Origin of the sequence: Allorhizobium pseudoryzae, from assembly GCF_011046245.1 — a bacterium.
Lineage (GTDB): Bacteria > Pseudomonadota > Alphaproteobacteria > Rhizobiales > Rhizobiaceae > Neorhizobium > Neorhizobium pseudoryzae.
Genome location: NZ_CP049244.1, coordinates 154,473 through 178,813, shown reverse-complemented (window position 1 = coordinate 178,813; position 24,341 = coordinate 154,473). Strand labels below are relative to the sequence as shown.

Annotated in this window: 23 protein-coding genes; 10 read left to right on the top strand and 13 right to left on the bottom strand. The window is 62.4% G+C overall.

Translation table 11 applies throughout. From position 1 onward, the window contains the following. The first annotated feature begins 16 nt into the window (after positions 1–16). Positions 17–1,258: an ROK family transcriptional regulator gene (locus tag G6N78_RS19835; RefSeq protein WP_165222918.1), complete on the top strand. Its 1,242-nt coding sequence runs from the start codon at positions 17–19 to the stop codon at positions 1,256–1,258. Here the strand turns inward: G6N78_RS19835 and G6N78_RS19830 are convergent. Further along, complete coding sequence (locus tag G6N78_RS19830) at positions 1,239–1,982, bottom strand: GntR family transcriptional regulator (RefSeq protein WP_165222915.1); 744 nt, start codon at positions 1,980–1,982, stop codon at positions 1,239–1,241. The two genes, G6N78_RS19835 and G6N78_RS19830, sit on opposite strands and share 20 nt — an antisense overlap. 127 nt (positions 1,983–2,109) lie before the next feature. Between G6N78_RS19830 and G6N78_RS19825 the strand changes: the two genes are divergently transcribed. Together G6N78_RS19825 and G6N78_RS19820 are read left to right on the top strand one after the other, a co-directional pair. Continuing rightward, a complete protein-coding gene (locus tag G6N78_RS19825; RefSeq protein ID WP_165222912.1) occupies positions 2,110–3,186 on the top strand; it encodes a tartrate dehydrogenase in 1,077 nt (358 codons plus the stop codon). 122 nt (positions 3,187–3,308) lie between these two features. Continuing rightward, positions 3,309–4,565, top strand: coding sequence for a glycerate kinase type-2 family protein (locus tag G6N78_RS19820; RefSeq protein ID WP_165222910.1), 1,257 nt, complete (start codon positions 3,309–3,311; stop codon positions 4,563–4,565). Between the two features lie 112 nt (positions 4,566–4,677). Here the strand turns inward: G6N78_RS19820 and G6N78_RS19815 are convergent, their stop codons facing one another. Genes G6N78_RS19815 through G6N78_RS19805 form a run of 3 tightly spaced genes read right to left on the bottom strand, consistent with a single transcriptional unit; the run spans position 4,678 to position 9,946 of the window. Continuing rightward, the gene (locus G6N78_RS19815) at positions 4,678–7,749 is read right to left on the bottom strand and encodes an efflux RND transporter permease subunit (protein WP_206531678.1); all 3,072 of its coding nucleotides are present in this window, start codon (positions 7,747–7,749) and stop codon (positions 4,678–4,680) included. Then, a complete protein-coding gene (locus tag G6N78_RS19810) occupies positions 7,746–8,822 on the bottom strand; it encodes an efflux RND transporter periplasmic adaptor subunit (RefSeq protein WP_165222907.1) in 1,077 nt (358 codons plus the stop codon). The genes G6N78_RS19815 and G6N78_RS19810 overlap by 4 nt, the downstream gene beginning before the upstream one ends. Then, positions 8,819–9,946: an efflux RND transporter periplasmic adaptor subunit gene (locus G6N78_RS19805; protein ID WP_165222905.1), complete on the bottom strand. Its 1,128-nt coding sequence runs from the start codon at positions 9,944–9,946 to the stop codon at positions 8,819–8,821. The genes G6N78_RS19810 and G6N78_RS19805 overlap by 4 nt, the downstream gene beginning before the upstream one ends. A 109-nt stretch (positions 9,947–10,055) precedes the next feature. Here G6N78_RS19805 and G6N78_RS19800 point away from each other — a divergent pair, with 109 nt between their 5' ends. Next, complete coding sequence (locus tag G6N78_RS19800; protein WP_165222902.1) at positions 10,056–10,697, top strand: TetR/AcrR family transcriptional regulator; 642 nt, start codon at positions 10,056–10,058, stop codon at positions 10,695–10,697. A gap of 151 nt (positions 10,698–10,848) precedes the next feature. Next, the gene (locus G6N78_RS19795) at positions 10,849–11,040 is read left to right on the top strand and encodes a hypothetical protein (protein WP_165222899.1); all 192 of its coding nucleotides are present in this window, start codon (positions 10,849–10,851) and stop codon (positions 11,038–11,040) included. 29 nt (positions 11,041–11,069) lie between these two features. Here the strand turns inward: G6N78_RS19795 and G6N78_RS19790 are convergent, their stop codons facing one another. After that, positions 11,070–11,669 carry a histidine phosphatase family protein gene (locus tag G6N78_RS19790; protein WP_165222897.1) on the bottom strand — a complete coding sequence of 200 codons (600 nt, stop codon included), beginning with the start codon at positions 11,667–11,669 and terminating at the stop codon, positions 11,070–11,072. Between the two features lie 251 nt (positions 11,670–11,920). On the opposite strand from G6N78_RS19790, the gene G6N78_RS19785 reads away from it, so the two are divergent. From G6N78_RS19785 to G6N78_RS19765, 5 genes are all read left to right on the top strand, one after another. Next, on the top strand, positions 11,921–13,249 hold the full coding sequence (locus G6N78_RS19785) for a tetratricopeptide repeat protein (protein WP_165222894.1): 1,329 nt from the start codon (positions 11,921–11,923) through the stop codon (positions 13,247–13,249). 24 nt (positions 13,250–13,273) lie between these two features. Further along, positions 13,274–13,750, top strand: coding sequence for a hypothetical protein (locus G6N78_RS19780; protein WP_370691555.1), 477 nt, complete (start codon positions 13,274–13,276; stop codon positions 13,748–13,750). A gap of 28 nt (positions 13,751–13,778) precedes the next feature. Beyond that, positions 13,779–15,413, top strand: coding sequence for a thiamine pyrophosphate-binding protein (locus G6N78_RS19775; RefSeq protein WP_165222889.1), 1,635 nt, complete (start codon positions 13,779–13,781; stop codon positions 15,411–15,413). A 13-nt stretch (positions 15,414–15,426) separates the two neighbouring features. Beyond that, on the top strand, positions 15,427–16,539 hold the full coding sequence (locus G6N78_RS19770; RefSeq protein ID WP_234906053.1) for an OpgC family protein: 1,113 nt from the start codon (positions 15,427–15,429) through the stop codon (positions 16,537–16,539). 151 nt (positions 16,540–16,690) lie between these two features. Beyond that, positions 16,691–17,590: a methylenetetrahydrofolate reductase gene (locus G6N78_RS19765; protein ID WP_165222886.1), complete on the top strand. Its 900-nt coding sequence runs from the start codon at positions 16,691–16,693 to the stop codon at positions 17,588–17,590. 15 nt (positions 17,591–17,605) lie between these two features. Here the strand turns inward: G6N78_RS19765 and G6N78_RS19760 are convergent, their stop codons facing one another. From G6N78_RS19760 to G6N78_RS19725, 8 genes are all read right to left on the bottom strand, one after another. Further along, positions 17,606–18,427 (bottom strand): ferredoxin--NADP reductase, encoded by an 822-nt coding sequence (locus G6N78_RS19760; protein WP_165222885.1) that lies wholly within the window; start codon positions 18,425–18,427, stop codon positions 17,606–17,608. Between the two features lie 79 nt (positions 18,428–18,506). Then, positions 18,507–19,145: a hypothetical protein gene (locus G6N78_RS19755; RefSeq protein ID WP_165222883.1), complete on the bottom strand. Its 639-nt coding sequence runs from the start codon at positions 19,143–19,145 to the stop codon at positions 18,507–18,509. Beyond that, the gene (locus tag G6N78_RS19750) at positions 19,142–19,609 is read right to left on the bottom strand and encodes a MarR family winged helix-turn-helix transcriptional regulator (protein ID WP_165222881.1); all 468 of its coding nucleotides are present in this window, start codon (positions 19,607–19,609) and stop codon (positions 19,142–19,144) included. Before G6N78_RS19750 ends, G6N78_RS19755 begins: the two co-directional genes overlap by 4 nt. A gap of 2 nt (positions 19,610–19,611) precedes the next feature. Beyond that, on the bottom strand, positions 19,612–21,036 hold the full coding sequence (locus G6N78_RS19745) for a hypothetical protein (protein WP_165222880.1): 1,425 nt from the start codon (positions 21,034–21,036) through the stop codon (positions 19,612–19,614). Between the two features lie 12 nt (positions 21,037–21,048). Then, on the bottom strand, positions 21,049–21,750 hold the full coding sequence (locus G6N78_RS19740) for an ABC transporter ATP-binding protein (protein ID WP_165222878.1): 702 nt from the start codon (positions 21,748–21,750) through the stop codon (positions 21,049–21,051). Beyond that, entirely contained in the window at positions 21,750–22,481 is a 732-nt protein-coding gene (locus G6N78_RS19735; RefSeq protein ID WP_234906052.1) for an ABC transporter ATP-binding protein, read from the bottom strand. The genes G6N78_RS19740 and G6N78_RS19735 overlap by 1 nt, the downstream gene beginning before the upstream one ends. Next, entirely contained in the window at positions 22,469–23,431 is a 963-nt protein-coding gene (locus G6N78_RS19730; RefSeq protein WP_165222877.1) for a branched-chain amino acid ABC transporter permease, read from the bottom strand. Before G6N78_RS19730 ends, G6N78_RS19735 begins: the two co-directional genes overlap by 13 nt. Beyond that, complete coding sequence (locus tag G6N78_RS19725; RefSeq protein WP_165222875.1) at positions 23,428–24,309, bottom strand: branched-chain amino acid ABC transporter permease; 882 nt, start codon at positions 24,307–24,309, stop codon at positions 23,428–23,430. The genes G6N78_RS19730 and G6N78_RS19725 overlap by 4 nt, the downstream gene beginning before the upstream one ends. Positions 24,310–24,341: the final 32 nt, after the last annotated feature.

The following is a 24,341-nucleotide window of genomic DNA, read 5'->3' as shown; positions in this document are numbered from 1 at the left end:
CCCGCCCGAGTGCCTTATGAACCTCCGCCAGAACCAGCCGCCCGTCCTGCGCCAGTTGTCCGTGCGGGCTGTCATGGATGTCCTGCTGCAGGAAGGGCCCACGTCGCGGGCGACGCTCGCCAAAAGAACAGGCCTTTCGAAGCAGACCATGTCGGAAGTGATCCGGGCTTTGGAAGACGCCGGTTGGGTGCAGGTCAATGGCATTGTCAGCGGCAAAGTGGGGCGCAGCGCCGTGACCTATGCGGTGGCGGAGGAGAGCGCCTATGGCATCGGTGTCGATCTCGGCGTCACGACGATCCGAATCGCGGTGGTCTCGATCTCCGGTCGCATCGTGCATGAAATCGAGCACCCCACGGAGGGCAGGGCAGGCGAGGCGCTGATTGCCTATGTGCAGGATCTGGCGGAAAAATTGCTGCACCATGCCGGAATTCCCTTCGATAAGGTTTTGCTCGGCGCTGTTGCCACACCCGGTGTTGTCGATCCTCAATCGGGCCATCTGGCGCTCGCACCCGATATGGCGGAAACCGGTCGTCTCGATGTGGTGCGTCGCCTCAGCGAAGCCTTGGGTTGCCCAGTGGTGATCGAAAACGATGTGAACGCGGCAGCGCTGGGCGAATCCTGGAAGGGATGCAGCGCCGGCCTGGAAGCCTCCGCCTTCATCTCGCTCGGAACCGGCGTCGGGCTTGGCATGCTCGTCAACGGCAGGCTGATGAGGGGTGCACGCGGCGCGGCCGGTGAAATCGCCTATCTACCGTTTGGCGGCGATCCCTACAGCGAGGAGAGCCTGGAGCGTGGAGCGCTGGAAAGCGCCATCGGTGTGCCCACCATTCTCGCCCGCTACCGGGCCGGGGGCGGACATCAGTCCACCATGCCGGGCCTTCTGCAGGAGGCAGAGGCGGGTCAAGAACCCGCGCGCGCCGTCATCCGGGAGACTGCGCGTTTCGCCGCTTTCCTCATCCTCTCCGTCAATGCGATGATCGATCCGCAGACGATCGTGCTCGGCGGCAATGTCGGACGCCACCCTCTTGTACTCGACCTTGTGCGGCAGGAACTTCTGCGCATCACCCGCCACAGGATTGACCTGCAGCCAAGTCAACTCGGCTCCCGCGCCACTCTCGTCGGAGCGATCGCGATTGCGCTGAACCAGATGCACAATACGCTGTTTTCGCCGCAGGACTGGCCAGGCGAGATCCGGCTCCCGGGAGCGAGCCGCGCGGAACCTGCTGCGAAAAAAACTGTCAAAGATTGCGCAGGTTGAGCTTGGCGATCAACGGCAGCATCAGATCGCGCGCCTGTTGACGGTGGACGCGTGCCGCGTGGCTCGCGGCCTCCGCGTGCCCCTTGGCGATCTGGTCGATGATCGTTTGATGATCCAGGGCGGATGCGGTGGGGAGAGGGCGCAGATTCAGCGTGAACATGCGCGCCCGATGAAGCTGATCGGCCACCGTGCCGGCCATTCGCATCAGACGGCGATTGCCGCATCGAGCGACGAGTGTCTCGTGAAACCGCTCGTCCGCCACAGCCCAAGCGGCAAGATTGTCGTTGCTAAGGGCGTCGTGCATGGCGTCCGTTGCCGTTTGTAGGTCATCGGCGATGGAACGGCGCTGATCGGCCGGCAGGCGGGCAATGCGTGCTGCTGCCGCTCCCTCCATCGCGATGATCACTTCGTAGATCTCCTCGATGTCGATGGGCGACAATGCGCAGATGAGGATCCCCTTCTTCGGCAGAATACGCACAAGGCCGTCTTCCTGTAGCCGCGCCATGGCCTCATGCACCGGCGTCCGGCTCATGCCCAGTTGCCGTGCGATCTCCACTTCCGCCGCCTGGTATCCAGGCGGAAAGACATTGTTGCGGATGGCCTCCTTGATGGCCTGATAGGCGGCGCCGACCCGTCCAACCGTGCCTGAAACGGCAACAGAGTCCGTGTGCTCCGGCGTGCCTGGGCGCTCCATCATCGCGAGATTGGCCTTCGGTGTGATCATCGGCACCTGCTTCCTTCGATCCCTTATATGGGTCCGCGCGGCGATTGACAAACGGACCCGATCTAATGAATTTATCCTTGCATGCAAGGCGTGGGGAGATGCAGCAGAATTCGATCAGGAGTGGTTCATGCGTGAATACAGAATTGCGGCAATCCCGGCCGATGGGATCGGACCGGAAGTCATCGCCGCCGGCTTGCAGGTTCTGGAGGTGCTTGCCGAACGCTGCGGCAACTTCGCGATCTCGGCGACGATGTTCGACTGGGGGTCCGACTACTACAAGAAGCACGGCGAGATGATGCCGTCTGATGGGCTGGAGCAACTGAAAAGCTTCGATGCGATATTTTTCGGTGCCGTCGGTGCACCCGACGTGCCCGACCACATCACGCTCTGGGGATTGAGGTTGCCGATCTGTCAGGGCTTTGACCAGTACGCCAATGTGCGCCCGACGAAGATCCTGCCGGGCATCACGCCGCCCTTGCGCAATTGCGGCCCGGGCGATCTCGACTGGGTGATCGTGCGGGAAAATTCCGAAGGCGAATATTCCGGCCATGGGGGACGCGCTCATAGGGGCCTGCCGGAAGAGGTGGGAACGGAAGTGGCGATCTTTACCCGCGTCGGCGTGACCCGCATCATGCGGTATGCCTTCAGGCTGGCGCAGTCGCGTCCGCGCAAGCTGCTCACCGTCGTCACCAAATCCAATGCACAGCGCCACGGCATGGTGATGTGGGACGAAATCGCAGCCGAAGTGGCCAGGGAATTCGCCGATGTCACTTGGGATAAGATGCTGGTGGATGCCATGACGGTGCGCATGACGCTCCACCCCAAAAGCCTCGACACGATCGTTGCCACCAACCTGCACGCCGACATTCTGTCGGATCTTGCCGGGGCGCTGGCTGGCAGTCTCGGTGTCGCCCCCACCGCCAACATCGATCCGGAGCGGCGGTATCCGTCAATGTTCGAGCCGATCCATGGTTCGGCTTTCGACATTGCGGGCAAGGGGATTGCCAATCCGGTTGCCACCTTCTGGACGGCAGCGCAGATGCTGGAGCATCTCGGCGAGCCCGAGGCCGCCAAGCATCTGATGCAGGCCGTCGAACGCGTGTCGGGTGCCGGTATTCTGACGCCTGATGTCGGCGGAACGGCAACGACGGAAGACGTGACGGCCGCCGTGTGCCAAGCGATCAAGGGAGCCAACATCCTGTGACGAGGACTCTGGCCGCTTGGCGCGCGACGTTAGAAGACTAGTCCCTTCGCCCGCGGCAGATCTGGCCTTTTGAAGGCCGGCAGTGCTAACCTGCCGACTTGTTGAGGAGTTTGAGTAGAAGCATGCAGGACCGAGATCTTCTTCGCGCCATGTTTGATGCTGCGGTCGCCGCGGCAGACCCGCTGATTGGCATCCGAAACCATCTGCCATCACCGCCGTCGAAGGGCCGGACCGTCGTCATCGGTGCTGGCAAGGGCGCCGCCCAGATGGCCGCAGCCCTGGAAACGCTCTGGCCCGAACCCTTGGAGGGCCTCATCGTCACGCGATACGGATATGGATGTGAAACCCGCTCCATCAGCGTCGTCGAGGCGGCCCATCCGGTTCCCGACGAGGCAGGCCTCCATGCGGCGCGCAGGCTGGTCGATCTCGTTTCCGGTCTGGAAGCCGGGGACCTTGTGATCGCACTGATCTGTGGCGGCGGCTCCGCCCTGCTGCCCGCGCCGCCGGTCGGGTTGTCCCTCGAAGACGAAATCAGGCTGAACGAGATCCTTTTGGCGTCCGGGGCGCCGATCTCTGCGATGAATGTGGTGCGCAAGCATCTGTCCACCATCAAGGGCGGACGGTTGGCGGCTGCCACGAAAGCGCGGGTGGTGAGCCTCATCGTCTCCGATATCCCGGGTGACAATCCGGCCTTCGTCGCTTCGGGCCCGACCGTACCGGATGCCACCACGCGCTTTGATGCGCTGTCCGTTGTCGAGCAATATGGCTTGGCGCTTCCTGCGGCCATGCTCGCGCACCTCAACTCACCGGCTGCGGATGCACCGCGCCCTGACGATCCGGCATTTGCGCGCAACAGCCATCATGTGATCGCCTCTGCCGGCGTGTCGCTGGAAGCGGCCGCGGAGGTCGCCCGCCGTCACGGCGTCTCGGCGCATATTCTATCGGATGCGATCGAGGGAGAGGCGCGGGAGGTGGCGCTGGTCCATGCGGCGCTGGCCCGGGAGATCGCCGAGCGTGGGCGCCCGTTCGCCCGCCCGTGTGTTCTGCTGTCGGGAGGGGAAACGACGGTGACCATTCGCCGGTCAGGTGGCAAGGGAGGGCGAAACAGCGAGTTCGGGCTGGCGCTCGGGCTTGCCATTGACGGGCTTCCGGTCACGGCTATTGCTGCCGATACGGACGGGATCGACGGGCTCGGCGATCATGCCGGCGCCTTTGCCGATGGCACGACGGCACGCCGTCTTCGGGCGCTGGGGATGGACGGGAGAAGTTTCCTCGCCGCAAACAACAGCTATGCCGCCTTCGAGGCCGTCGGCGATCTGTTCAAGCCGGGGCCGACCGGAACCAATGTCAACGATTTCCGCGCTGTGCTGGTGCGATAAGGTTGAACTGATCCGTCGGGACCACGTTGCTTTGCGTTCTGCCGGATCCGCCATGTCGAAATAGAGCAAAAGGTGCCTGGCCCGGTGGCCAGACACTTTTTCGTAGTACCGCCTACGCGGTTGCTTCACGCGCCGTGCCAGGGGCGGGTTTCTTCACACGGAACCAGACAATGTAGAGGGCCGGCAGGAACAGCAGCGTCAGCACCGTGCCGACAATGATGCCGCCCATCATCGCATAGGCCATCGGACCCCAGAAGATCTCGCGGGCAATCGGGATCAGCGCGAGACTGGCCGCGGCGGCCGTCAGCATGATCGGCCGCATGCGGTGCTCAGCCGCTTCCTTGACCGCATCCCAGGCTTCCTTGCCGGCGTTGCGCAACGTGTCGATCTCGACGACGAGAATGACCGAGTTGCGGATCAGGATGCCGATGAGAGCCAGCACCCCGAGGATGGCGACGAAGCCGAGCGGCGCGCCGCTGGGGAGCAGGGCCGCAACCACGCCGATGAGACCGAGCGGCGCGACGATGACCACCATGAACAGGCGCTGGAAGCTTTGCAGCTGGAACATCAGGATGGTCGTCATGACGAGCAACATCAGCGGAACGACGGCCGCAATCGGTGCCTGGCTCTTGGCGCTGCTTTCGGCGGTACCGCCTGCTTCGACGGAATAGCCGGCGGGAAGCTTGTCGTTGAAGGCTGCGATGGCGGGTTGCAGGGCCGCATCGATGGTGGCGGGCTGGGTCGCATCGCGAATGGCGGCCTCAACGGTGATGGTCGGGCTGCGATCTCGGCGCCAGATGATTGGCTGTTCCAGTTCGTAACGGAAGGTCGCGATGGAGGCCAACGGGACCGACTGTCCATTGCTGCTCGGCAATTGCAGGTCACGCAGCGTCTCGATCGATTCCCGTTCGCTTTTGGTGGCACGCCCCACGACGTTGATCAGGTAGATGCTGTCGCGGATCTGGGTGATCGTCGATCCGCCCGTGATCCCGTTGAGCGCCGTTGCAACGTCCGAGGAACTGACGCCGAGCTGGCGTGCCTTGTCCTGCATGATATCGACCTTCACGACACGTGCTGGTTCGTTCCAGTCGTAGACCACGCGGCCAAGCCGGATATCCTGGCCCATGATGCCGGCCACATCCTGGGCGTAGGTGCGCACCTTCTGCGGGTCCGGACCCTTGACGCGGTACTGTATCGGCCGCCCGACCGGTGGGCCGAGTTCCATCTGCTTGACGAAGACGTCCGTACCCGGAAACTCGTCCTCGGCGGCCTTGGAAAGCTGCTTCATCAGCCGGTCGCGCGCCTCGACGTCCTTGGCAACGATAATCATCTGGCCAAAGTTGTTGGTCGAGGCCGGGACGTCGAAGGAGAGAACGAAGCGTTTGGCGCCCTGGCCGACATAGGATGTCCAGTGATCGACATCCGGATTGTTGGCCACATGCTTAGCCTCGAACGTGTCCATGTCCGCCTTGGTCTGGGCGATCGTATAGTTCTGTCGCGCCGTCCAATCGACGATCAGTTCCGGACGGTCCGAAGCGGGGAAGAACTGCTGTTGCACGAAGCCCATGCCGTAGAGGGATGTGGCAAACAATGCGAGCGTCGCGAGGATCGTCATCTTCGGCCAGTGCATGCACACCGAGAGAATGCTGCCGAAGACACGGGCCAGCAGGCTCTTGTCTTCGTGATGCTTCTTCATGCTCTTGGGAAGGATGAGCACTCCGAGCAGCGGCGCAAACAGCACGGCGACGATCCAGGAGGTGATCAACGAGATCGCGATGACCACGAAGAGGGTGAAGGTGAATTCACCGGCTGCACTGTTGTTCAGGCCGACGGGAATGAAGCTCGCGACGGTGACCAGGGTGCCGGTCAGCATCGGGAAAGCCGTTGACGTCCACACGGCGGTGGCCGCCTTCGGCAGCGGGTCCCCCGCCTCCAGTCTCGAGACCATCATCTCGATGGCGATCATCGCGTCATCCACGAGCAGGCCGAGCGCGATGATGAGTGCACCGAGAGAGATGCGCTGCAGCGAGATGCCGAGATATTCCATGAAGATGAAAGTGATGGCGAGAACGAGCGGGATCGAACACGCGACCACCAGACCGGCACGCATGCCGAGGCTGAGGAAGCTCACGACAAGAACAATGGCAATGGCCTCGAACAGGGCCTTGGTGAAGCCGCCAACGGCTTCCTCCACGACGACGGCCTGATCGGCGACGTGATGGACACCGATGCCAACCGGCAGATCGGCAATGACCTTGTCCATGGTGGCCTTGAGGGCCTCCCCGAAGTGCAGAAGGTTCGATCCCGGCTTCATGCCGATGGCAAGCCCGATGGCGGGCTGGCCGTTCACGCGGAACAGGGGCTGTTGGGGATCCGAGTAGCCTCGGGTGATCTTGGCGACGTCACTTAACCGGAAGAAGCGATCGTTGACGCGCAGATTGATGTCGCGCAGTGCGTCCTGTGTCGCGAACTGTCCCGAAACGCGGATGTTGATGCTTTCCGCTCCCGTCCGCAGCGTGCCGGAGGCCGTCACGGCGTTCTGGTTTTGCAGCGTCTCCAGGATTTGCTGCTGGGTAATGCCCAGCGCAGCCATCTGCCTGGTCGAAAACTCCAGGTACACCACCTCGTCCTGAGCGCCGACCAGATCCACCTTGCCGACGTTCGGAACGGAGAGGAGTTGTTGGCGGGCGGCCTCCAAGTAATCGCGCAGCTGGCGCTGTGTGAGGCCATCGGCCGTGAAGGCGTAAATATTGCCGTAGACGTCGCCGAAGCTGTCGATGAAGGTCGGCCCCTGAACGCCGGATGGCAGGGAGGAGGAGATGTCGTTTATCATGTTGCGCACCTTGACCCAGGTCGGCTTCACGTCCTTGGCCTTGGTGGTTTCGAGCAGGTTGACGTAGATTGTCGTCTGTCCGGGAGAGTTGATGCTCTTCGTGTAGTCGAGCGATTCAAGCTCCTGAAGTTTCTTTTCGATGCGGTCCGTGACCTGGCTTGTCATTTCATCGACGGATGCGCCCGGCCAGGAAGCCTGGATCAGCATGGTCTTGATGCTGAAGTCAGGATCCTCTTCCCGTCCCAGATTGACGTAGGACATGACGCCGGCAACCGTGGCCAGGATCATGAAGTACCAGACGAGCGACTTGTGCTTTAGCGCCCACTCGGAGAGATTGAATTTCATGGTCATTGGGGCATCTCATCTGGAATTCTGACGGTTTGATTGTCGGCGAGCGAATAGACGCCGGCTGATGCGACACGCTGGCCCGGTTCAAGACCGCTGAGAACATCCAGTCCGCCTCCGGCCGACGGTCTCGTCTCGACGGTCTTGCGGGACACCGTCTTGGTGTCGGTGTTGACGACCCAAACGAATGTCTTGCCATCGGCGATCCCCACCGCGCTCTCAGGAAGCCAGATATGGCCGTCGCTCGGGGCTTCAGGCGTTGCGGTGATCGTGCTGCCGAGCCGGAAGGAGGCCGGCGGCGCGTTCAGTGCGATCTTGGTGCGGCGCGTGCGGGTCGCTGCGTCCGATTGGGGGGTCGTTTCGCGAACCGTGCCGCTCACCTTGATGACGGGGTTTGCCTGGAGCGTTACCTCGAAGGGCGTGCCGATCTTGGTCAACTGATCAAAACTGTCCGGAATATCGACGACGGCGTTGCGCGCTTCCAGTCTCGCGATCGTCAGCACGGTTTGGCCGGCGGAAACCACCTGGCCGACTTCAGCCGATACGGCCGAAACGACACCGTCCGTGTCTGCGGTGAGGTCAGCATAGGTGAGCTGTTCCTTCGCCTTGGTCAGGCTCGCCTGGAGCTGCTGAACGGTGGCTTCGGCAGCCTCGCGGCTCTGCACCGCCGTTTCCAGTTGCTCCTTCGTGCTGGCCGCTGACGCAACAAGCGTCTTCTGCCGCTGCTCGTTGAGCTTGGCGAGATCCAGCTTGGCAACGGCGGACGCAAGATCAGCTTCGGCCTGCGTGACAGCCAGTTGCAATGCGGTGGCATCGATGCTGGCGAGGATCTGGCCCTTCTTGACGAGATCCCCGACGCTGACGTGACGGGCGGTGATGCGTCCCAGCACCTGGAAGCCCAGATCTGTGGAAAACTGCGCTTCGACAGTGCCGGCGAAGCCGGTCGCAATGCTTTCCCGGGGCTCCGCCAGCATGGAGAGGATAGGACGCACCGGAGGCGCGGGATCTTTTTTGTCATCGGAGCACGCGCTGAGGCCTGCCGCGATCAACACGAAGGAAATGGCGATGGGAGATTTCATTGGGTCGCCTCTTGCGAGATCGAGACTTTCTGTTGATCGCGAAGGAACTGTCCGCCGTCGACAACCACAAGCTCTCCGGGTTCAAGTCCTGATTCGACGATGACCTTTGCGGCATCGTACCGTTCGATGGTGATCGGTTTCAGCGTGACGCTGGAGGTGCCGGCATCCACCACCCACACGGCCGGTTCTCCCGCCTTGGAGAACAGCGACTGCCAGGGCACGGAGATGCGCTGCTCTCTGCCGAACACGACGTTAGCGATGATGGCCGAGCCCAGGGTCATCTCCGCCGGTGGGTTGTCGATGGAGAGCTTGACGCTGACGGTCCCGAGCGACCGGTCAAGCGTCGGGCTGATTTCCCGAACTGTTGCCGCCGCTTTGACATCGGGCTTGGACACGAGCGCGACCGTGATGGATTTGGGCCGTTCGTCCCCCGACAAGGCGGACTCCTGGACATTGAAGACCGCGTCCCGGGCACCGTCATGCGCGAGAGTGAAGACAGTTGTGGACGCCTGCACCACCTGACCGACTTCGACATTGCGGGCGGTGATCGTGCCGTCGGCATCCGCATGAAGTTCCGTCTGGATCAACGCTTCATTGGCGCTCTCGAGCTTGGCGCGGGCGGCATCCAGGTCGTTCTGTGCAGATTGAAACTCCTGTTGCGCGCTGTCCAGTTCCTGCTGCGACAGCGCGCCGGTCTGTGTCAGAGCCTTGCGTCGGCTCAGAACCGAGGCTGCCATGCGCAATGTCGCTTCCTGGGACGCGACGGAGGCCTTGGCGGAATCGATATCGGCCAACTGCTCCACCGGATCGAGCGTGGCCAGCACCTGGCCTGCCTTGACATGATCGCCGACGCCAACCGACCGGGAGACGACCTTCCCACCGACCTTGAACGACAGGTCGCTGGCCACGCGCGCTTTGACCTCGCCGGTCCCGGAGGCATGCAGATCATCTGCCGCAAGTTTGGCAGGCTCCACGCGAACAGGAAGGATATCCGGCGTCAGCGGTTTCCTTTCTGCCTCGCACGAGGCAAGCGCAGCCAGCAGCGCCATCGCGGCAAGCGGCAAAACGCGGGATCTTTTTCTCTTCTGCACGCTTTCGCTCGGCGTGTTGGTGTGTATGCCCATGGCTATCATCCGGACGTTGAAACAGGCGCCTTGATTTTATTCATCAACCGTTGAATATCTATGATTGGCAGATACTGGCCTTGTCAAGGGTCAAAACTGGAGGGGTGCAATGACAGCTGAAAGCACGGCGGGCCGCAGGCGCGGACGTCCCAAAAAGGGAAAAGAACTCCAGACGGATCAGATATTTGAGGCCGCCGTCGCCTGTTTTGCCGAGTTCGGCTTCGACAAGTGTTCCTTAAGGGCGATTGCAGATCGCGCCGGCGTCGACGTCGCCCTGATCTCCTATCACTACGGATCGAAGCTCGGCCTGTGGACTGCCGTGGTTGATGCCGTCGCCGATGACGCGATGCGTCAGTTGAAGAGTTGTCGTGAAGCCTCAATGGATTTCCCACCACAGGTGAAAATTCACCGTCTTTGCATTGACCTCGTCAGTATCATCAATCGCAGGCCTTTGTTCTCTCAGCTCTTCATCAGCGAAATCATGACGAGTTCCGACACCGAGCGAAGGAAGATCATCGAGGATAAAATCGCGCGACCCGTTCACGATGTCTTGCTGAGATACATCCTGGAAATTCGTGAAGGTTCCGAAGAAAGAAAATCAGATGCGAGTTTAGAAATAGTTGCGGCAACCTCCTTGATCAGTTCGATCATATCGTCGCGTGATTTTCTGAAACGGATCATCCAGGTTGCCGAAGACGACGACCGGTTGATTGACGAGTTGGCTTTGATTGCGCAGCGGATCCTGATCTAGGTCTTCGCGAAGCCGGTTTTGTCGTGGATCACCCCGCTGCGGTTCATCCGGGAAAGCGCGTCGTTTTGGCGCGCGTCCGCGATTGGCGCTGGTGCAGCAATAAGGCCTGTGTTTCAGTGGTTATCTGCGATCATGGTCAGCGGAGACGCCGATGTTTCTCGATCTCAAGAGTTACGGGCCTCGCCCGGAGCCATTGCCGCCAAAGCCCTCGCGTCCGAAGCTGACGCCGCGCGGCGAAAAGGTCATGATCTGGATCATCTGCTTCAATATCCTCGTGCTGACGATCGCACCGATTGGGGGAGCGACAGTGATTGATGCGGTGCTCGCCGTGTTTGGCCTATGATCCGTCGCACGTCTCCGTCCGAACACGCATTAACCGGCGCTGGTGAGAGATATCCGGTCCAGAACCGTGATCGGCCCGCCGTTTGGCTTGGTGATCACAATGAGCTCACCGCTCGCGGGGAAGATGCCGGTCAATGACGTGATGTTCACCTGATGCGTGACCAGGACTATTGGGGCTGAACCGGTCTGCTCCGAAATCCAGTTTTGGAGACCCCGCGTCTGGCGATCTCCATCCCCTCGACTGTCGAAGAACGAATTGAGCAGCGGCTGCTCGGTCACCGGTCCCAGTCCCAGCAGTCGCGCAGTATCCAGGCAACGGCACCATTGGCTGGAATACACGCGGGCGGCGGAGATGCCGCTCTGGCGAAACAGGGCACCAACTGCACGGGCATCCGAGCGGCCAGCCTCCGAGAGGTTCCGCTGCGTGCGGCAGTCGCCAAGCCTGAAACCTTCCGGATCGCCCGTGCCCGGCGCCTGGGCATGCCGCATCAGGACAATGGCCTTGCCGGAGCGCATGGCCTGCCAGGACTGCTCAGCTGCATCGGAGGGACGGGGGATGGCAAGGGAGACAAGTCCCGAACCCGCCAGGATCACAAAACGGCGTCTGCCAATGCGGATGTCACGGCCCATGGCTGATCTCCAGAGATTGATGCTGCGCCGGCAAATAGGCGGCCCATGACACGCGTCACACGTCCTTTTACGCACGAGGCAGGCTTCGGTTCAATTTTTCAGCCATCGATTGCCGCCTGATACGGCGACTGCCGCCATCCACGCGGAATTCCGGTTTCATCTCTGTAACGAAACTCCGCACCGCTCCGTATCGCAGGTATCGGCATCCACGCCGATGCCCGGTCTGCCCGATGACCACCATGGAGCCTCAGATGATCCGCGACGCATTCGACCTTTTGACCAGCAGCGACAGCGCCGAAGCCGGCCGGGCTTTTGAAGAGGCCGTTCATGGGCTGGCCACCCATCGACCCAGCACGGGCGTGGCGCTGCAGGCCACCTTGCGGGCGGATCCCGATCATGTGGCGGGGCATGCGCTCAAGGGGTTCGCAAACCTCATCCTGGCGCGCTCCGAATTGACTGTGCCGGCTCAGGATGCTCTTTCGCAGGCGCGTCGCGCCCTTGGCGCAAAGGCTGGCGGCAGCCTGGACGAGAGGGTCCTGGTCGATGCGCTGGCCGATGCCGTCGATGGATCGTTCCTGAGGGCTGCCGATCGCCTCGATGCCGGTTTTGCCGAGCGGCCGCAGGTCTTCCTGCCGTTCAAGATTTCACACGCCCTGCGTTTTATGGCCGGTGACCGGGCCGGCATGCTGGCACAGTCGAAACGGGCCGCGGCGGTCGTCTCGCAGGATGTGCCTGCCGCCGGTTTCATCTACGGATGTTACGCCTTCTGCCTCGAGGAAGCCGGAGACTATGATCGGGCGATGCGCATGGGTCGTGCGGCCGTGCGGTTGCAGCCGCAGGATTCCTGGGGGCTGCATGCGGTCTCGCATGTCTTCGAAATGCGCGGCGAAGCGGGCGAGGGCATCGATTGGCTGGAGGGTAGCCGGTCGGCCTGGTCCCGCTGCAACAACTTCTCCTTCCACATGGCTTGGCACCTGGCGCTGCTGCACCTGGAGCGCGGCGATCATGATCGTGTGCTGGCGCTCTATGACGATGAGGTGCGCCCGCAGCCGACCGATGATTTCCGCGACATGGCAAACGCCGTTTCCCTGTTGTGGCGGCTGAACAGGATGGGCGTGCATGTCGGCACTCGCTGGGAGGAGTTGGCGGCGCTCGCCCGCACCCGGCAGAACGATACGACATTGATTTTCGCTGCCCTCCACAATCTGGCGGCTCTTGTCGCCGTGGGTGACTGGGGTGCCGTCCACACACTTGTCTCGCACATAGAGACGAAGGCGATGGGCACGGGCGATCAGGCAAAGGTCGCGGCCGAAGTGGGGGTTCCGCTGGCCCGCATGCTGGCGGGATTCGACGCGCCCGCTGATCGGCAGATGCTTGATCGGATGATGCTGAACCTGCCGAAGATCGGTGGCAGCAATGCCCAGCGGGATTTTTTCGTGCTGGCGCTCGCCAGCGCGCTCGGACGCAGCGGCGATACCGCGGGCGTCTCGCGGGTCCGCCATGTGCGCGGCCATCTGAAGGCGGACGATCGCCTGTTTCGCAGAATCCAGCATTCGGCAGGCATGGGCCTGCTGGCTTGACCACAAGGGGGAATGACCATGACGATGATCGACACACAGAGACCAAACCTTTTTCCGCAGATCGATGCCGGTCTCATCCGGGTGATCGTGCTGGCGGGGCTTGCCGCGGATGTGACCTGGGAGATCTGGGCGCGCGTCATCACGCCGTTCTGGGTCGGCGGCCCGCTGGAGCCCGCCGGCCTCATCCAGTCCGTTTTCGGATTCCAGAACGTGTTGCTGGCGGAACTGCTGCATGCCGTTGTCGGCATTGTCTTCTATCCGATCGGCTATCTTTTCATCGCCCGGCCGCTGCAAAGGTTGATCGTGCCGCAATTGCCGCTGGTGCTGACGGGCGCCGGTTTCGGGGTCGGGCTCTGGATCTTCGCGCTTTACATCATGGCGCATCTGATTGCCGGCCTGCCGCCCTTCCTCGGCTTCATAACGCTGACCTGGGCCTCGCTGATCGGCCACATGCTGTTCGGCATCGTGGTGGCCTATGTGGTGCGGGCGCTCGAACGGTGATGCCCGCAACGAACGCAGGAGTGGCGCCATGATGGGCAAGATGCCGGTTCCCCCGGTCCGCGTGGCGGATCGGGTTGCGGAAACGCTGTTCGCCCACGGCGTGCGGCATGCATTCGGCATGCCGGGTGGCGAGGTGGTGACTTTGATCGACGGGTTGCAGCGGGCCGGGATCGGTTTTTGCCTGTCCCGCCATGAAACGGCGGCGGCCATCATGGCCGCCGGTGCCTCCGTTCTCCTGGATCAGCCACAGGTGCTGGTCACGACGGTCGGTCCCGGACTTGCCAATGCCGTCAACGGCATTGCCGATGCCGCTCAGGAGCGTATGCCGCTGATCGTGTTGTCCGGCATCGTCGATCGGGAGACACGCGCACGCTACACGCACCAGGTGATCGATCATGCCGCCCTGCTGCGGCCGCTGGTCAAGGCCTCCTTCAAGATCGAGCCGGAAAGCGCCGCCGCAACGGTGACGCGCGCCATCCGACTGGCCCTGACGGAGCCCAAGGGACCGGTGCATCTCGACCTTTCGCCATCGGTCGCCGCCGCCCCTGCGCTCGACGCCAAAAGCATGGTTCCGGCAACGGTTCTGCTGCCGGAGGTGAGCGAGCGTGACCCGCTGATCGCACATCTGATCGAACGGATTGAACAGGCCGAGCGACCTCTCGTCATCGCCGGCTTTGAAGCCGCACGCAGCGGCTGTCCGACAGACCTGTTGTTGCTGGCGGAGACGATAGGCGCACCGGTGATCACCACCTACAAGGGCAAGGGTCTGGTGCCGGAGGACCATCCTCTGGCCTTGGGAGGCGCCGGTCTGTCGCCGAAAGCGGATCGCCTGCTCCTGCCGCTGATCCGCCAGGCGGATCTGGTTCTTGCCTTTGGTTATGACCCCATCGAAATGCGGATCGGCTGGATGGATATCGTGGATGATCCATCGACCTGGATCGACGTCACCGCGCTCCCTGCCGACCACGCCATGCATCATGCCGGTCTTCGTATTCCCGTTGCACCGTCCGCAATCTTGAGGACGCTGACCTCCCATCTGCCGCGTAAGAACTCCTGGCCTGAGCAGGAATTCCACGCGGTGCGACAACAACTGAGGCAGATGTTTTCCGGCGGCGACCGATGGGGGCCACGGGCCATCGTGGACGTTCTCCAAGATGCGGTGGAGCCGGACGCTGTCGTTACCGTCGACAGCGGCGCGCACCGCATTTTGCTCTCGCAGCAATGGATTTGCCGGAAACCGCTCACACTTCTGCAATCGGCTGGGTTCTGCACCATGGCGGCGGCTTTGCCGCTGGCGATCGGGGCGAAGCTTGCCCGGCCCGAGACGCCGGTGTTCGCCGTGATGGGCGATGGCGGACTGGAAATGGGCATCGGAGAGCTGGCAACGCTGCGCGATCTCGGCCTGCCGGTTACCATCGTCCTTTTCCAGGATGAAAGCCTGGCGCTGATCGCGCTGAAACAGGCCTCCGCCGGATTGCCGCCTCTCGGCGTTTCTCTGGGACAAACCGATTTCGCCGCTGTCGCCCGTGGTTTCGGCGGCTTTGGCGTCAATGTGGAGACCACCGATGACCTCCGTCACGAACTTGCGGCCGCGCGAGAGCGCCAGACCTTCAGCCTCATCTGCTGCCGCTTCGACGCCTCGGCCTATAACGGCGCCTTCTAGCGCTGTCGGCAGAATGACGAAGGCAGCGCCGGCAAAGCGGGAGAGGGATCCTCGCCTCGATTTCTTTCGCGGCGTCGGCATGTTCATCATCCTGCTCGCCCATATTCCTTACGATCGCTGGGCCTTGTGGATACCGGCGCGTTTCGGCTTTTCCGACGCGACCGAGATGTTCGTCTTCCAGTCGGGCATGGCGTCCGCGATCGCCTTTGGCGGCACTTTTGACCGCAACGGTACGCTGGCGCTGTCGGCACGGGTGGCCCAGCGGATCTGGCAGATCTACTGGGCGCATATCGCGCTCTTCATCACGGTCGTCGCCCTGATGACGGTCGCCGGCACGCGGCCGGATGGCGTGACCTATCTCGACAGCCTCAACCTCATTCCCTTCATCGAGGATCCCGGTCGTCTGCTGGGTGCGCTGCTGACCCTGCAATACGTGCCGAACTATTTTGACATCCTGCCGATGTATGTGGTGGTGCTGGCGCTCCTGCCGGTCATGCTGATCGCCGAGCGTCTGCACCGCGCCCTGCCGATCGTGTTGATGCTGGCACTATGGCTTCCGGCACAGTTCGGGCTCCTGAACCTGCCCGCAGAACCCTGGTCGGATCGAACCTGGTTCTTCGATCCCTTTGGCTGGCAATTGCTGTTCTTCACCGGTTTCTTTCTGATGCGCGGCACGTTTCCAGCCCCCGGCGTCAACCGCCCGTTGATGACGCTGGCCGTCCTGATCGTGCTCGCCTCCGTCCCGTTCGCCTGGGTGCGATTCCACGAAATGCACCCGTTCTTCCATCAGGCAGCGCAGGACATCGCTTTCCTCACCGACAAGACGACGTTCGGTCTTCTCCGTTTCATCCATTTTCTGGCGCTCAGCTATATCGTCGTCCATCTTGTAGGCGAGGGCGGGGCACGGCTGAAGGGACCGGTGGTGCGCGTCATGCGGGTCGTCGGACAGCAATCGCTTGCGGTGTTCATTACCAGTATGGTGCTGGCCCAGGTGATCGGGATCGGGCTTGATCGTGCCGGCCGCGGCCTGCTGGTCGAAGCGCTTGGCAACCTCTCGGGCTTCGCGGTGCTGATCGGCATCGCCTATGGGGTGCGCTGGTTCAAGCAGATGCCGTGGAAGGCCTAGTGCCGAGCCCCGCCACCCATTCGTGTCGCCTCTGGGCACGGAAATTGCGTGTCTGGGGCCTGCCTTTTCCGGCCGGACCGCTTAAATGGAGCACGGCAGCGCGCACGTCACGCCGTCGCCTTCACGCAGAGCGGACGGCTCAGGACAGATCATGCACGCAACACAGCCGGGCGCTATAGACGCAACGCACCAGAACCCAGCCTTTGCGGTGTCCTTGCTGCAGACATGGTCGATCGAGGTGCTGCCGCGCACCGCGGCCAAGATTGCGGATTTCACGGCTCTGCTTCCGGCAGGCACGCGTGTCTACATCGCGCACGTCGATGGCACGCCGCTCAATGACATGGTGGCGACCGCCGCACGGCTGGCGCGCGACGGCTTTCCGGTCGTGCCGCATATTCCGGCCCGATCGCTGGACGATGTGGCCCAGCTTGCGGATCTGCTGGCGCGTTATCGTGGGGAAGCGGATGTGCGGCAGGCGCTTCTGCTTGCGGGTGGCAGGGTATCGCCGCGGGGAAGCCTGTCAAGCTCGCTGGACCTGATCGAAACCGGCCTGTTCGACCGGATGGGCTTTACGCATCTCCACATCGCCGGGCACCCGGAAGGCAACCGCGACATCGATCGTGACGGATCGAGCCGCGCTGCCGATGCCGCGCTTCTGACGAAGCAGGCCTATGCGGACCGGACGGATGCCGCACTTGCCATCACTACCCAGTTTGCCTTCGATCCGCAGAGCATCATTGCCTGGTCTGAGCGGATCGCCGCGCTCGGCGTCACCTTGCCCATCCATGTCGGCATCGCCGGACCGGCAAAGCTGCAGACGCTTCTCAAATACGCCGTGACCTGCGGCATCGGGCCTTCCCTGAAGATCTTGCAGAGACGGGCCCTCGACCTCACCAAACTGATGGTGCCCTACGAACCCTCTGACCTCTTAGAGGCCCTTCAGGCGCACAAGAGCGCGCATCCGGACAGCCTGATGGCGCAGGTCCACCTGTTCCCGCTCGGCGGTATCGAACAGGCCGTACGCTGGGCGAAGGAGAAGGCGCCGCGCTGATGGACGGATGGCGCCTCAGCCGACGAAGGCGCGCTCGACGACGAACTCGCCGGGCGCGTTGTTGGCGCCCTCGTGCAGGCCGAAGCTCTCCAGCACCTGCTTCGTCTCGTTCAGCATGGCCATCGATCCGCAGATCATGCCGCGATCCGTTTCAGGCTTCATCGGCGGAAGGCCGAGATCGGCAAAGAGCGTGCCGCTGCGCATCAGGTCCGTCACCCGGCCCATGCGCTCAAAACTCTCGCGGGTCGTCGTGGTATAGAGGCGAAGCCGGCCCTCCACCATCTCGCCGACCAGCGGGTCCGCCTTCAGGGCCTCGACCATCTCGGTAATATAGGTCAGTTCCGCCACCTCCCGGCAGGTCTGGACGAGGATGACCTCCTCGAACTTCTCATAGGTTTCAGGATCGCGGATGAGGCTGGCGAAGGGTGCGACACCCGTGCCGGTCGACAGAAGATAGAGCCGCTTGCCGGGCAGCAGCGCATCGAGCACCAGCGTTCCGGTCGGCTTCTTGCGCATCAGCACCGTATCGCCCGGCTTGATCTTCTGCAGGTGCTGGGTCAGTGGCCCGTTCTCCACCTTGATCGAGAAGAATTCCACCTCTTCATCCCAGGCGGGGCTGGCGATCGAATAGGCGCGAAACACCGGCTTTTCGGCGTTGGGGAGGCCGATCATGACAAACTCGCCGGAGCGGAAGCGGAAGCTAGCCGGGCGGGTGATGCGGAAAGAGAACAGGCGGTCCGTATAGTGCCGCACGCTCACCACCGTTTCCGCGAAAACATTGTCCGGAATCGTGTAAGCGGGGGGCTTTGTGAAGGCAGGAGTTGCGGCGGCATCCATGGTCGGTTCCTCTCGCTCATTATTGTTTGTATACAAACAATAATGAGCGCAATTGTCAAGCGATGCGGGCCTTTGTCCGTTAATGATCGGCGAGATTGCCCGAGCGCTTTGGCCGTTTCTGGATGGCACGAATTGCCTCGTGACACAGGAAAAATCCGAGGACAAGCAGGGCAAAAACAAAGCCCATGCTGAGCGCATGGCGGCTGGACACATAGCCGGCCACATCCACCCAGTTCGGACGCACCTGCGACGCGGTGTTGAAACTCTCCGCGCTGTATTCGCACTTGATGAACGAAGTGCCGGCCAGCACCATCGCGTGATCGATCGTCGAGACGAGTGCATCGGCAGCCGGCTGCGTCTGCGGGATCAGCCGCAGGCGATCGAGAATACCTTTCAGCCCCGCGAGATCGGCATGTGCACATTCGTTCAGCGGGCTTTCCTCGTCAGTCACGCTGCCTGGAACAAGAAGCCAGAGGCAGTTGGCCGCCTGCATCTGGTTGTGCAGCAGCAGGGCCTGTAGTTCCGGGTCGGCGACCGTCACCTGGCGGGCAAGGTCGATGATCTCGCTCCGGAAATCGGCGATCACCCGCATCGCGCCGTGATCGATGGAGGGGATGGCATAACCGGATTGATCGGCTGGTGGCGTATAGTCATGCGCAGCCGCACTGCTGCCGGCGAGGACAAACAGACATCCTGCGACGAGATGGCGGAGACTCATGGCTCTGCCCGATCGTCCAGATCGCCCGCCTCGATCGAAATCTTGCGCAACAGGAACAGCAGCGCGATGCGTTCCGCCGGATTGAGCGGCAGCAGCGTCTTTTCCGTGATCATGTGCCCTCTCGGCACCATGGCAGCCACCAGTTCCGTCCCAGCTTGCGTCAGCGCCATCACGACCTTGCGCCCATCCGTCTCGTCCCGCGACACGGTGATCAGTTCGCGTGTCTGCAGGCGGTCGATGATACCACGGATGGTCGCCTGGTCGACAGCCGTCGCTTCCACCAGGTCCTTCTGCGAGCATGGGCCAATGTCCCGCAGCGCGCAGAGCGTGACGAACTGCACGGAGGTGAGGTTATGCTCCTCCGCATGCCGCTGGAAAATCGCGAGATGCCGCTGGTAGGCCCGGCGCAGCAGATGGCCGACCTGCTCGGTCACGACATAAGGCAGCTCGGTCTCGTTCGACATGGTTAGATCCTCGGAGTGGAGAGCAGCCAGAGGCCGAAGGCGGTGTAAAAGACCATCAGAGCAGCCAACGGCAATTCCATCAGAAAAACGCGTCGCTTGCCGTCGGTCAGATCCAGCAGCAGCGCATGGGCCAGGATGACCGCGACGACATGGCCGAGCGCAATCGCAATGGTCTGGGTGTTGAAGATTGAGATGACGGTCTCATAGACGTTGAGGAAGGAGGTCGTCACATGCAGGTCGCGGGTACCCGTCAGGTCCCAACCAAGCGAAAAGGGATCAGCGAGCGCCTTCATGAAGTTCTGGATCTCCACAAGCACCAGCGTCAGGTAATGGGCGATCTGGAATGAAATCGAGATCGGGATGATGCTGTAGACGAGACGACCGGCCAGGAGACCGAGCCGTCGTTCTCCGGAGAGCAGAACGCCCAGACCGATGCTCGCGAAGAAGAGGGCGGATAGCGCCGCCCAGGTGCCGACGAGGCCGGCGGTGGAGGGGGCGAAGATGGCGCTGCGCCCGGGAAAATCGAGCGGGTTGACGCCGATGGCGGCGAGCCAGACAAAGGTGCGTGACAGGCCATCGAAGGAGACGGTCCCCAATGTCAGCAGCACGAAGAGGACGCCGCCTGCAGAAAGCGGCGGCAGGCCGAACAGGAAACGTCCCGGCCACCCGATCTTCATCTGAAGCCGGCCCTTTTCATTCGTCTCCCAGCCGATCGGTGCGCACCGCCCGACAAGCGAGAAGAAGATGGAGAAGGGTTCGGCGCGTGCGCACCAGTCCCGTTCGCTAAACAGCATCATCGCTGTGAAGTTCGCAAACCAATAGACCGAGACGGCGATGGCAAGCCGGGTCGGGTCACTGGGGGCGAGATCGACGAGTTCGAACCAGGCAAAGCCAAAGAACTGTAGGATGGCGATCGCGTAACCGATCGTCTGGGGGAGGCGGATCGTAGAGTCTTCGCCAAGCCTGGTGCCTGTCAGGCGACGAAGAAGTACAAGCGGTCCAGTCCACGGATTGAGCGCCTGCCAGAGTGGCCCGAGCAGGCCATGCAGGATGGTGAGGCAGACCCAGAACACCGTCCAGACAAAGGCGGGCAGCGGGTTCGTCAGCGGATCGCGTGCGCCGAACAGCCCGGCCAGCACCATGATCAGCAGAAGCAGGAAGGATAGAGAACTGATGAGGGCGACAGAGGGCGCCGGCACAGTGAGGAGTGGGTGCTCGCCGCGGTACATTGCGCGGGTCACGCTGTCCGGCAGCAGGGAGATCAGCAGAAAGGTGACGAGAACCGTAAAGGCAGCGCCCAGAATGTAATAGCCTGTGGGAAGCAGCAGTACGAGGCCACCTTCCGATCCATGTGCCAGCGCTGGCCATGGCGTCACGCCCACGATCAATCCGGTCGCCAGCGGCAAGATCCAAGAGGCTTGGCGCATCCTATCTCCGTTTCAGTGGCCGACGCCCAGATATTTCTTCAGGATCGAGGTATCCGCCCGCACGGCCTCGATCCCCATTTCCACCTTGATCTCGCCGTGGTCCATGAAGGCGATACGATCCGCGACGGGCAGGACCGCATCGATCCTTTGTTCTACCAGGAGAATGCCGACGCCCTCTTCACGCAGTTTCACCACCACATCGCGGATCGCGGCAATCATGCTCGGCATCAGGCCTTCCGTCGGTTCGTCGAGCATCAGGATGGTCGGTTCGATACAGAGAGCGCGGGCCATCGCCAGCATGCTCTGCTCGCCGCCAGAGAGTGTTCCGGACCTTTGGTGAAAGCGCTCGCGGAGCGCCGGGAAATAGGATAGTGCCCGCTCCATCGCCTCCGGCCCGGTCTGGCGCGTCATCAGTCCGATTTCCAGATTCTCGCGCACGGTCAGTTCGGAAAAAAGCCGGCGGCCCTGTGGCACGTAGCCGATACCGTGCATCGGAATGCGGTTCGGCGGCAGCGCGGTCAGGTCCACGCCGTTGAGCGAGATCCGGCCGCGCTTCGGCGGCACGATGCCCATGATCGATTTGAGCGCGGTCGTCTTGCCCGCGCCGTTGCGGCCAAGCAGGCACAGCACCTCGCCCGGCGACACGCTGATCGAGAAGCCGCGGAGCGCCTGGCTCTGGCCGTAATAGGAGTGAAAGTCTTCGATCTTCAGCATCACGCCCCCAGATAGGCTGCCTGGACGTCAGGATTGTCGCGGATCTCCTGCGGCGTTCCTTCCGCCAGAAGCGTGCCGCGGGTGAGCACGCTGATGCGATCGGCCAGTGACATCACCACATGCATGTTGTGCTCGATCAGCAAAACCGTCGCGCTTTTGGCGATCTGCCGGACCAGTGCCAGAAAATTCTCGATTTCGGGGTCGGAGAGGCCTTGCGTCGGTTCGTCCAGGATCAAAAGCTTCGGCTGGAGCGCAAGCCCCATGGCAACCTCCAGCAGGCGCTGGTGCCCGTAGGCGAGTTCACCGGCGAGCGTCTCTTCCCGGTCGGCGAGACCGACGGCCGAAAGCGCTTCGCGGGTCGCAGCCGTCCTGTCGAAACGCGCGTCGCGCATGCGCGATGCGCGGCTTTCCACCGCGATCCGCACATTGTCCGCCACCGTCTTGGTCGGGTAGATATTGGTGATCTGGAACGTGTAGGCGATGCCGCGCTGCACGCGTTTATAGGCAGGCAGACGCGTCACATCTTCGCCGGCAAAGGTGATCTTGCCGTCCGATACCTCTGTGCGTCCGGAGAGCAGGCTGACGAAGGTCGTCTTGCCGGCACCATTCGGGCCGATGATGGCTCGTATCTCGCCTTCGTACAGCGTGAAATCAATGCCATCCACGGCTTTCAATCCGCCGAAGTGACGCTTGACATTCTGCGTCGAGAGGAGAGGGGTCAGAGAAGCCATGGCGCCCACCTTTCGCGAATGGTTCCGAGAATGCCCTTGGGAAACCAGAGGATGAGGGCGATCAGCACGACACCGATCACGAGGAAATAGGCGGAGGTGAGTTCGCTCAGCTTGTCGATCATCGCCACCATCAGCACCACGCCGATGAGGGGTCCAAGCAGCGTGCCGGCACCGCCGAGCAGCGTGAAGAGAAGTGCCTCGATCGAATACTGGAAGGAGGCGAAGGTGGCGCCGATATAGCCGAAAAGCAGGCCGTAGGCGGCGCCTGCGGCCCCAGAGAGCGTGCCGGACACCACGAACATTTCGAGCTTTGCGGCAAAGACGTTGAAGCCCAGCATTTCGGTGCGGCCTTCATTGTCGCGGATGGCGGTCGCCACACGACCACGCGTTCCTTTGAGATAAAGGAGCAGGATCCCGAGGCTTGCCGCGAGAAGCGCGAGCGCGATGTTGTAGCGCGTTACCGCATCGGCAATGTTGAGCGTCCAGGGGCCAAGTGCCATTTGGCGGGCCGCGGCGGGCAGCGATAGCCCTTCCTGGCCGTTCGTCCATTCGGCGAAATAGAGCACCGCGAGGTAACCCACCTGCGCGAACATCAGCGTCACGATCATGAAGGAGACGCGGATGGTGCGCAGCGTGATGGCGCCGATGACGAGCGAGAGAACTGCCGAAGCAATCAGCGACACCCCGAAAGCCGCCGGGAGGCTGAAGCCGAAATGATAGACCGAAAGCCCTGCGGCATAGAGGCCGCAGGCAAAGAACATCGCATGTCCGAGGCTGAGCAGGCCGATATAGCCGAGCAGCGCGTTGAAGCCGACGGCGAAGACGGCAAGCACCATCATCCGCGTCGCCATCAGCACATGGTATTCCGGCAGCACGAATTGCAGCAGAAGCAGCGCGGCCAGCACCAGAAGCGTCAAGGCGAGGTTCTTTTGGAAGGCGGAAGCGGTCATCGCGCGGCCTTTCCAAACAGGCCGTTCGGGCGGAAGACCAGCACCAGCGCCACCAGCAGGGTCGAAACCATCTTGGCGAGCGTCGGCGAGAACATCATCGACAGGATGCCGTCCGACAGGCCGATCAGGATCGCCGCGACCACCGTGCCGGACATGCTGCCGAGCCCGCCGATGATGACGACGATGAAGGAGAGCAGCAGCGGATCGGTGCCCATCAGGTAATGCGCCTGCTGGATCGGCACGACAAGAATGCCGGCGATGGCGGCAAGGCCCGCACCGAGCGCAAAGACATAGGCCGAAACCTTGTCCACCGGAATGCCGAAGGCCTGGGCGGTTTCGCGGTCGAACTGCGTGGCGCGCATGATCAGGCCGGCGCGCGTCTTCTGCAGCACGAACCAGATCAGCCCCATGATAAGGATGGCGGCGCCGATGACGAAGAGCTTGTAGGCGGAATAGCCGAACCACGGCAGGCGGATGGTATAGTAGAACGGCGGATCGACGGGCCGCGCATCCGGCCCGTACAGGATCAGCACGCTCTGCTGGATGATGTAGAGCAGGCCGATCGTGGCGACGATGGTCGCTTCCGGATTATAGTCCAGCCGCTTGAGGATCAGCCGTTCGCTCAGCGCCGCGATGGCGCCGACGATCAGTGGGCTGATGATCAGCGCGACCACGAAACCCAGCGCCGGATGACCGGTCAACAGGCTTGCCGCATACCAGGCGATGACCGCCCCCAGCATCACGAACTCGCCATGCGCCACATTGACCACGCGCATCACGCCGAAGACCAGCGACAGGCCGGCTGCGGTGATGCAGAGCACGGCGGCCTGAACCAGACCTTCCAGCGTGGCGAGAAGAAGATAGGGACCCAATCCCATGTGGCCTGCCTTTCCATTGCCTGCAATCAGCG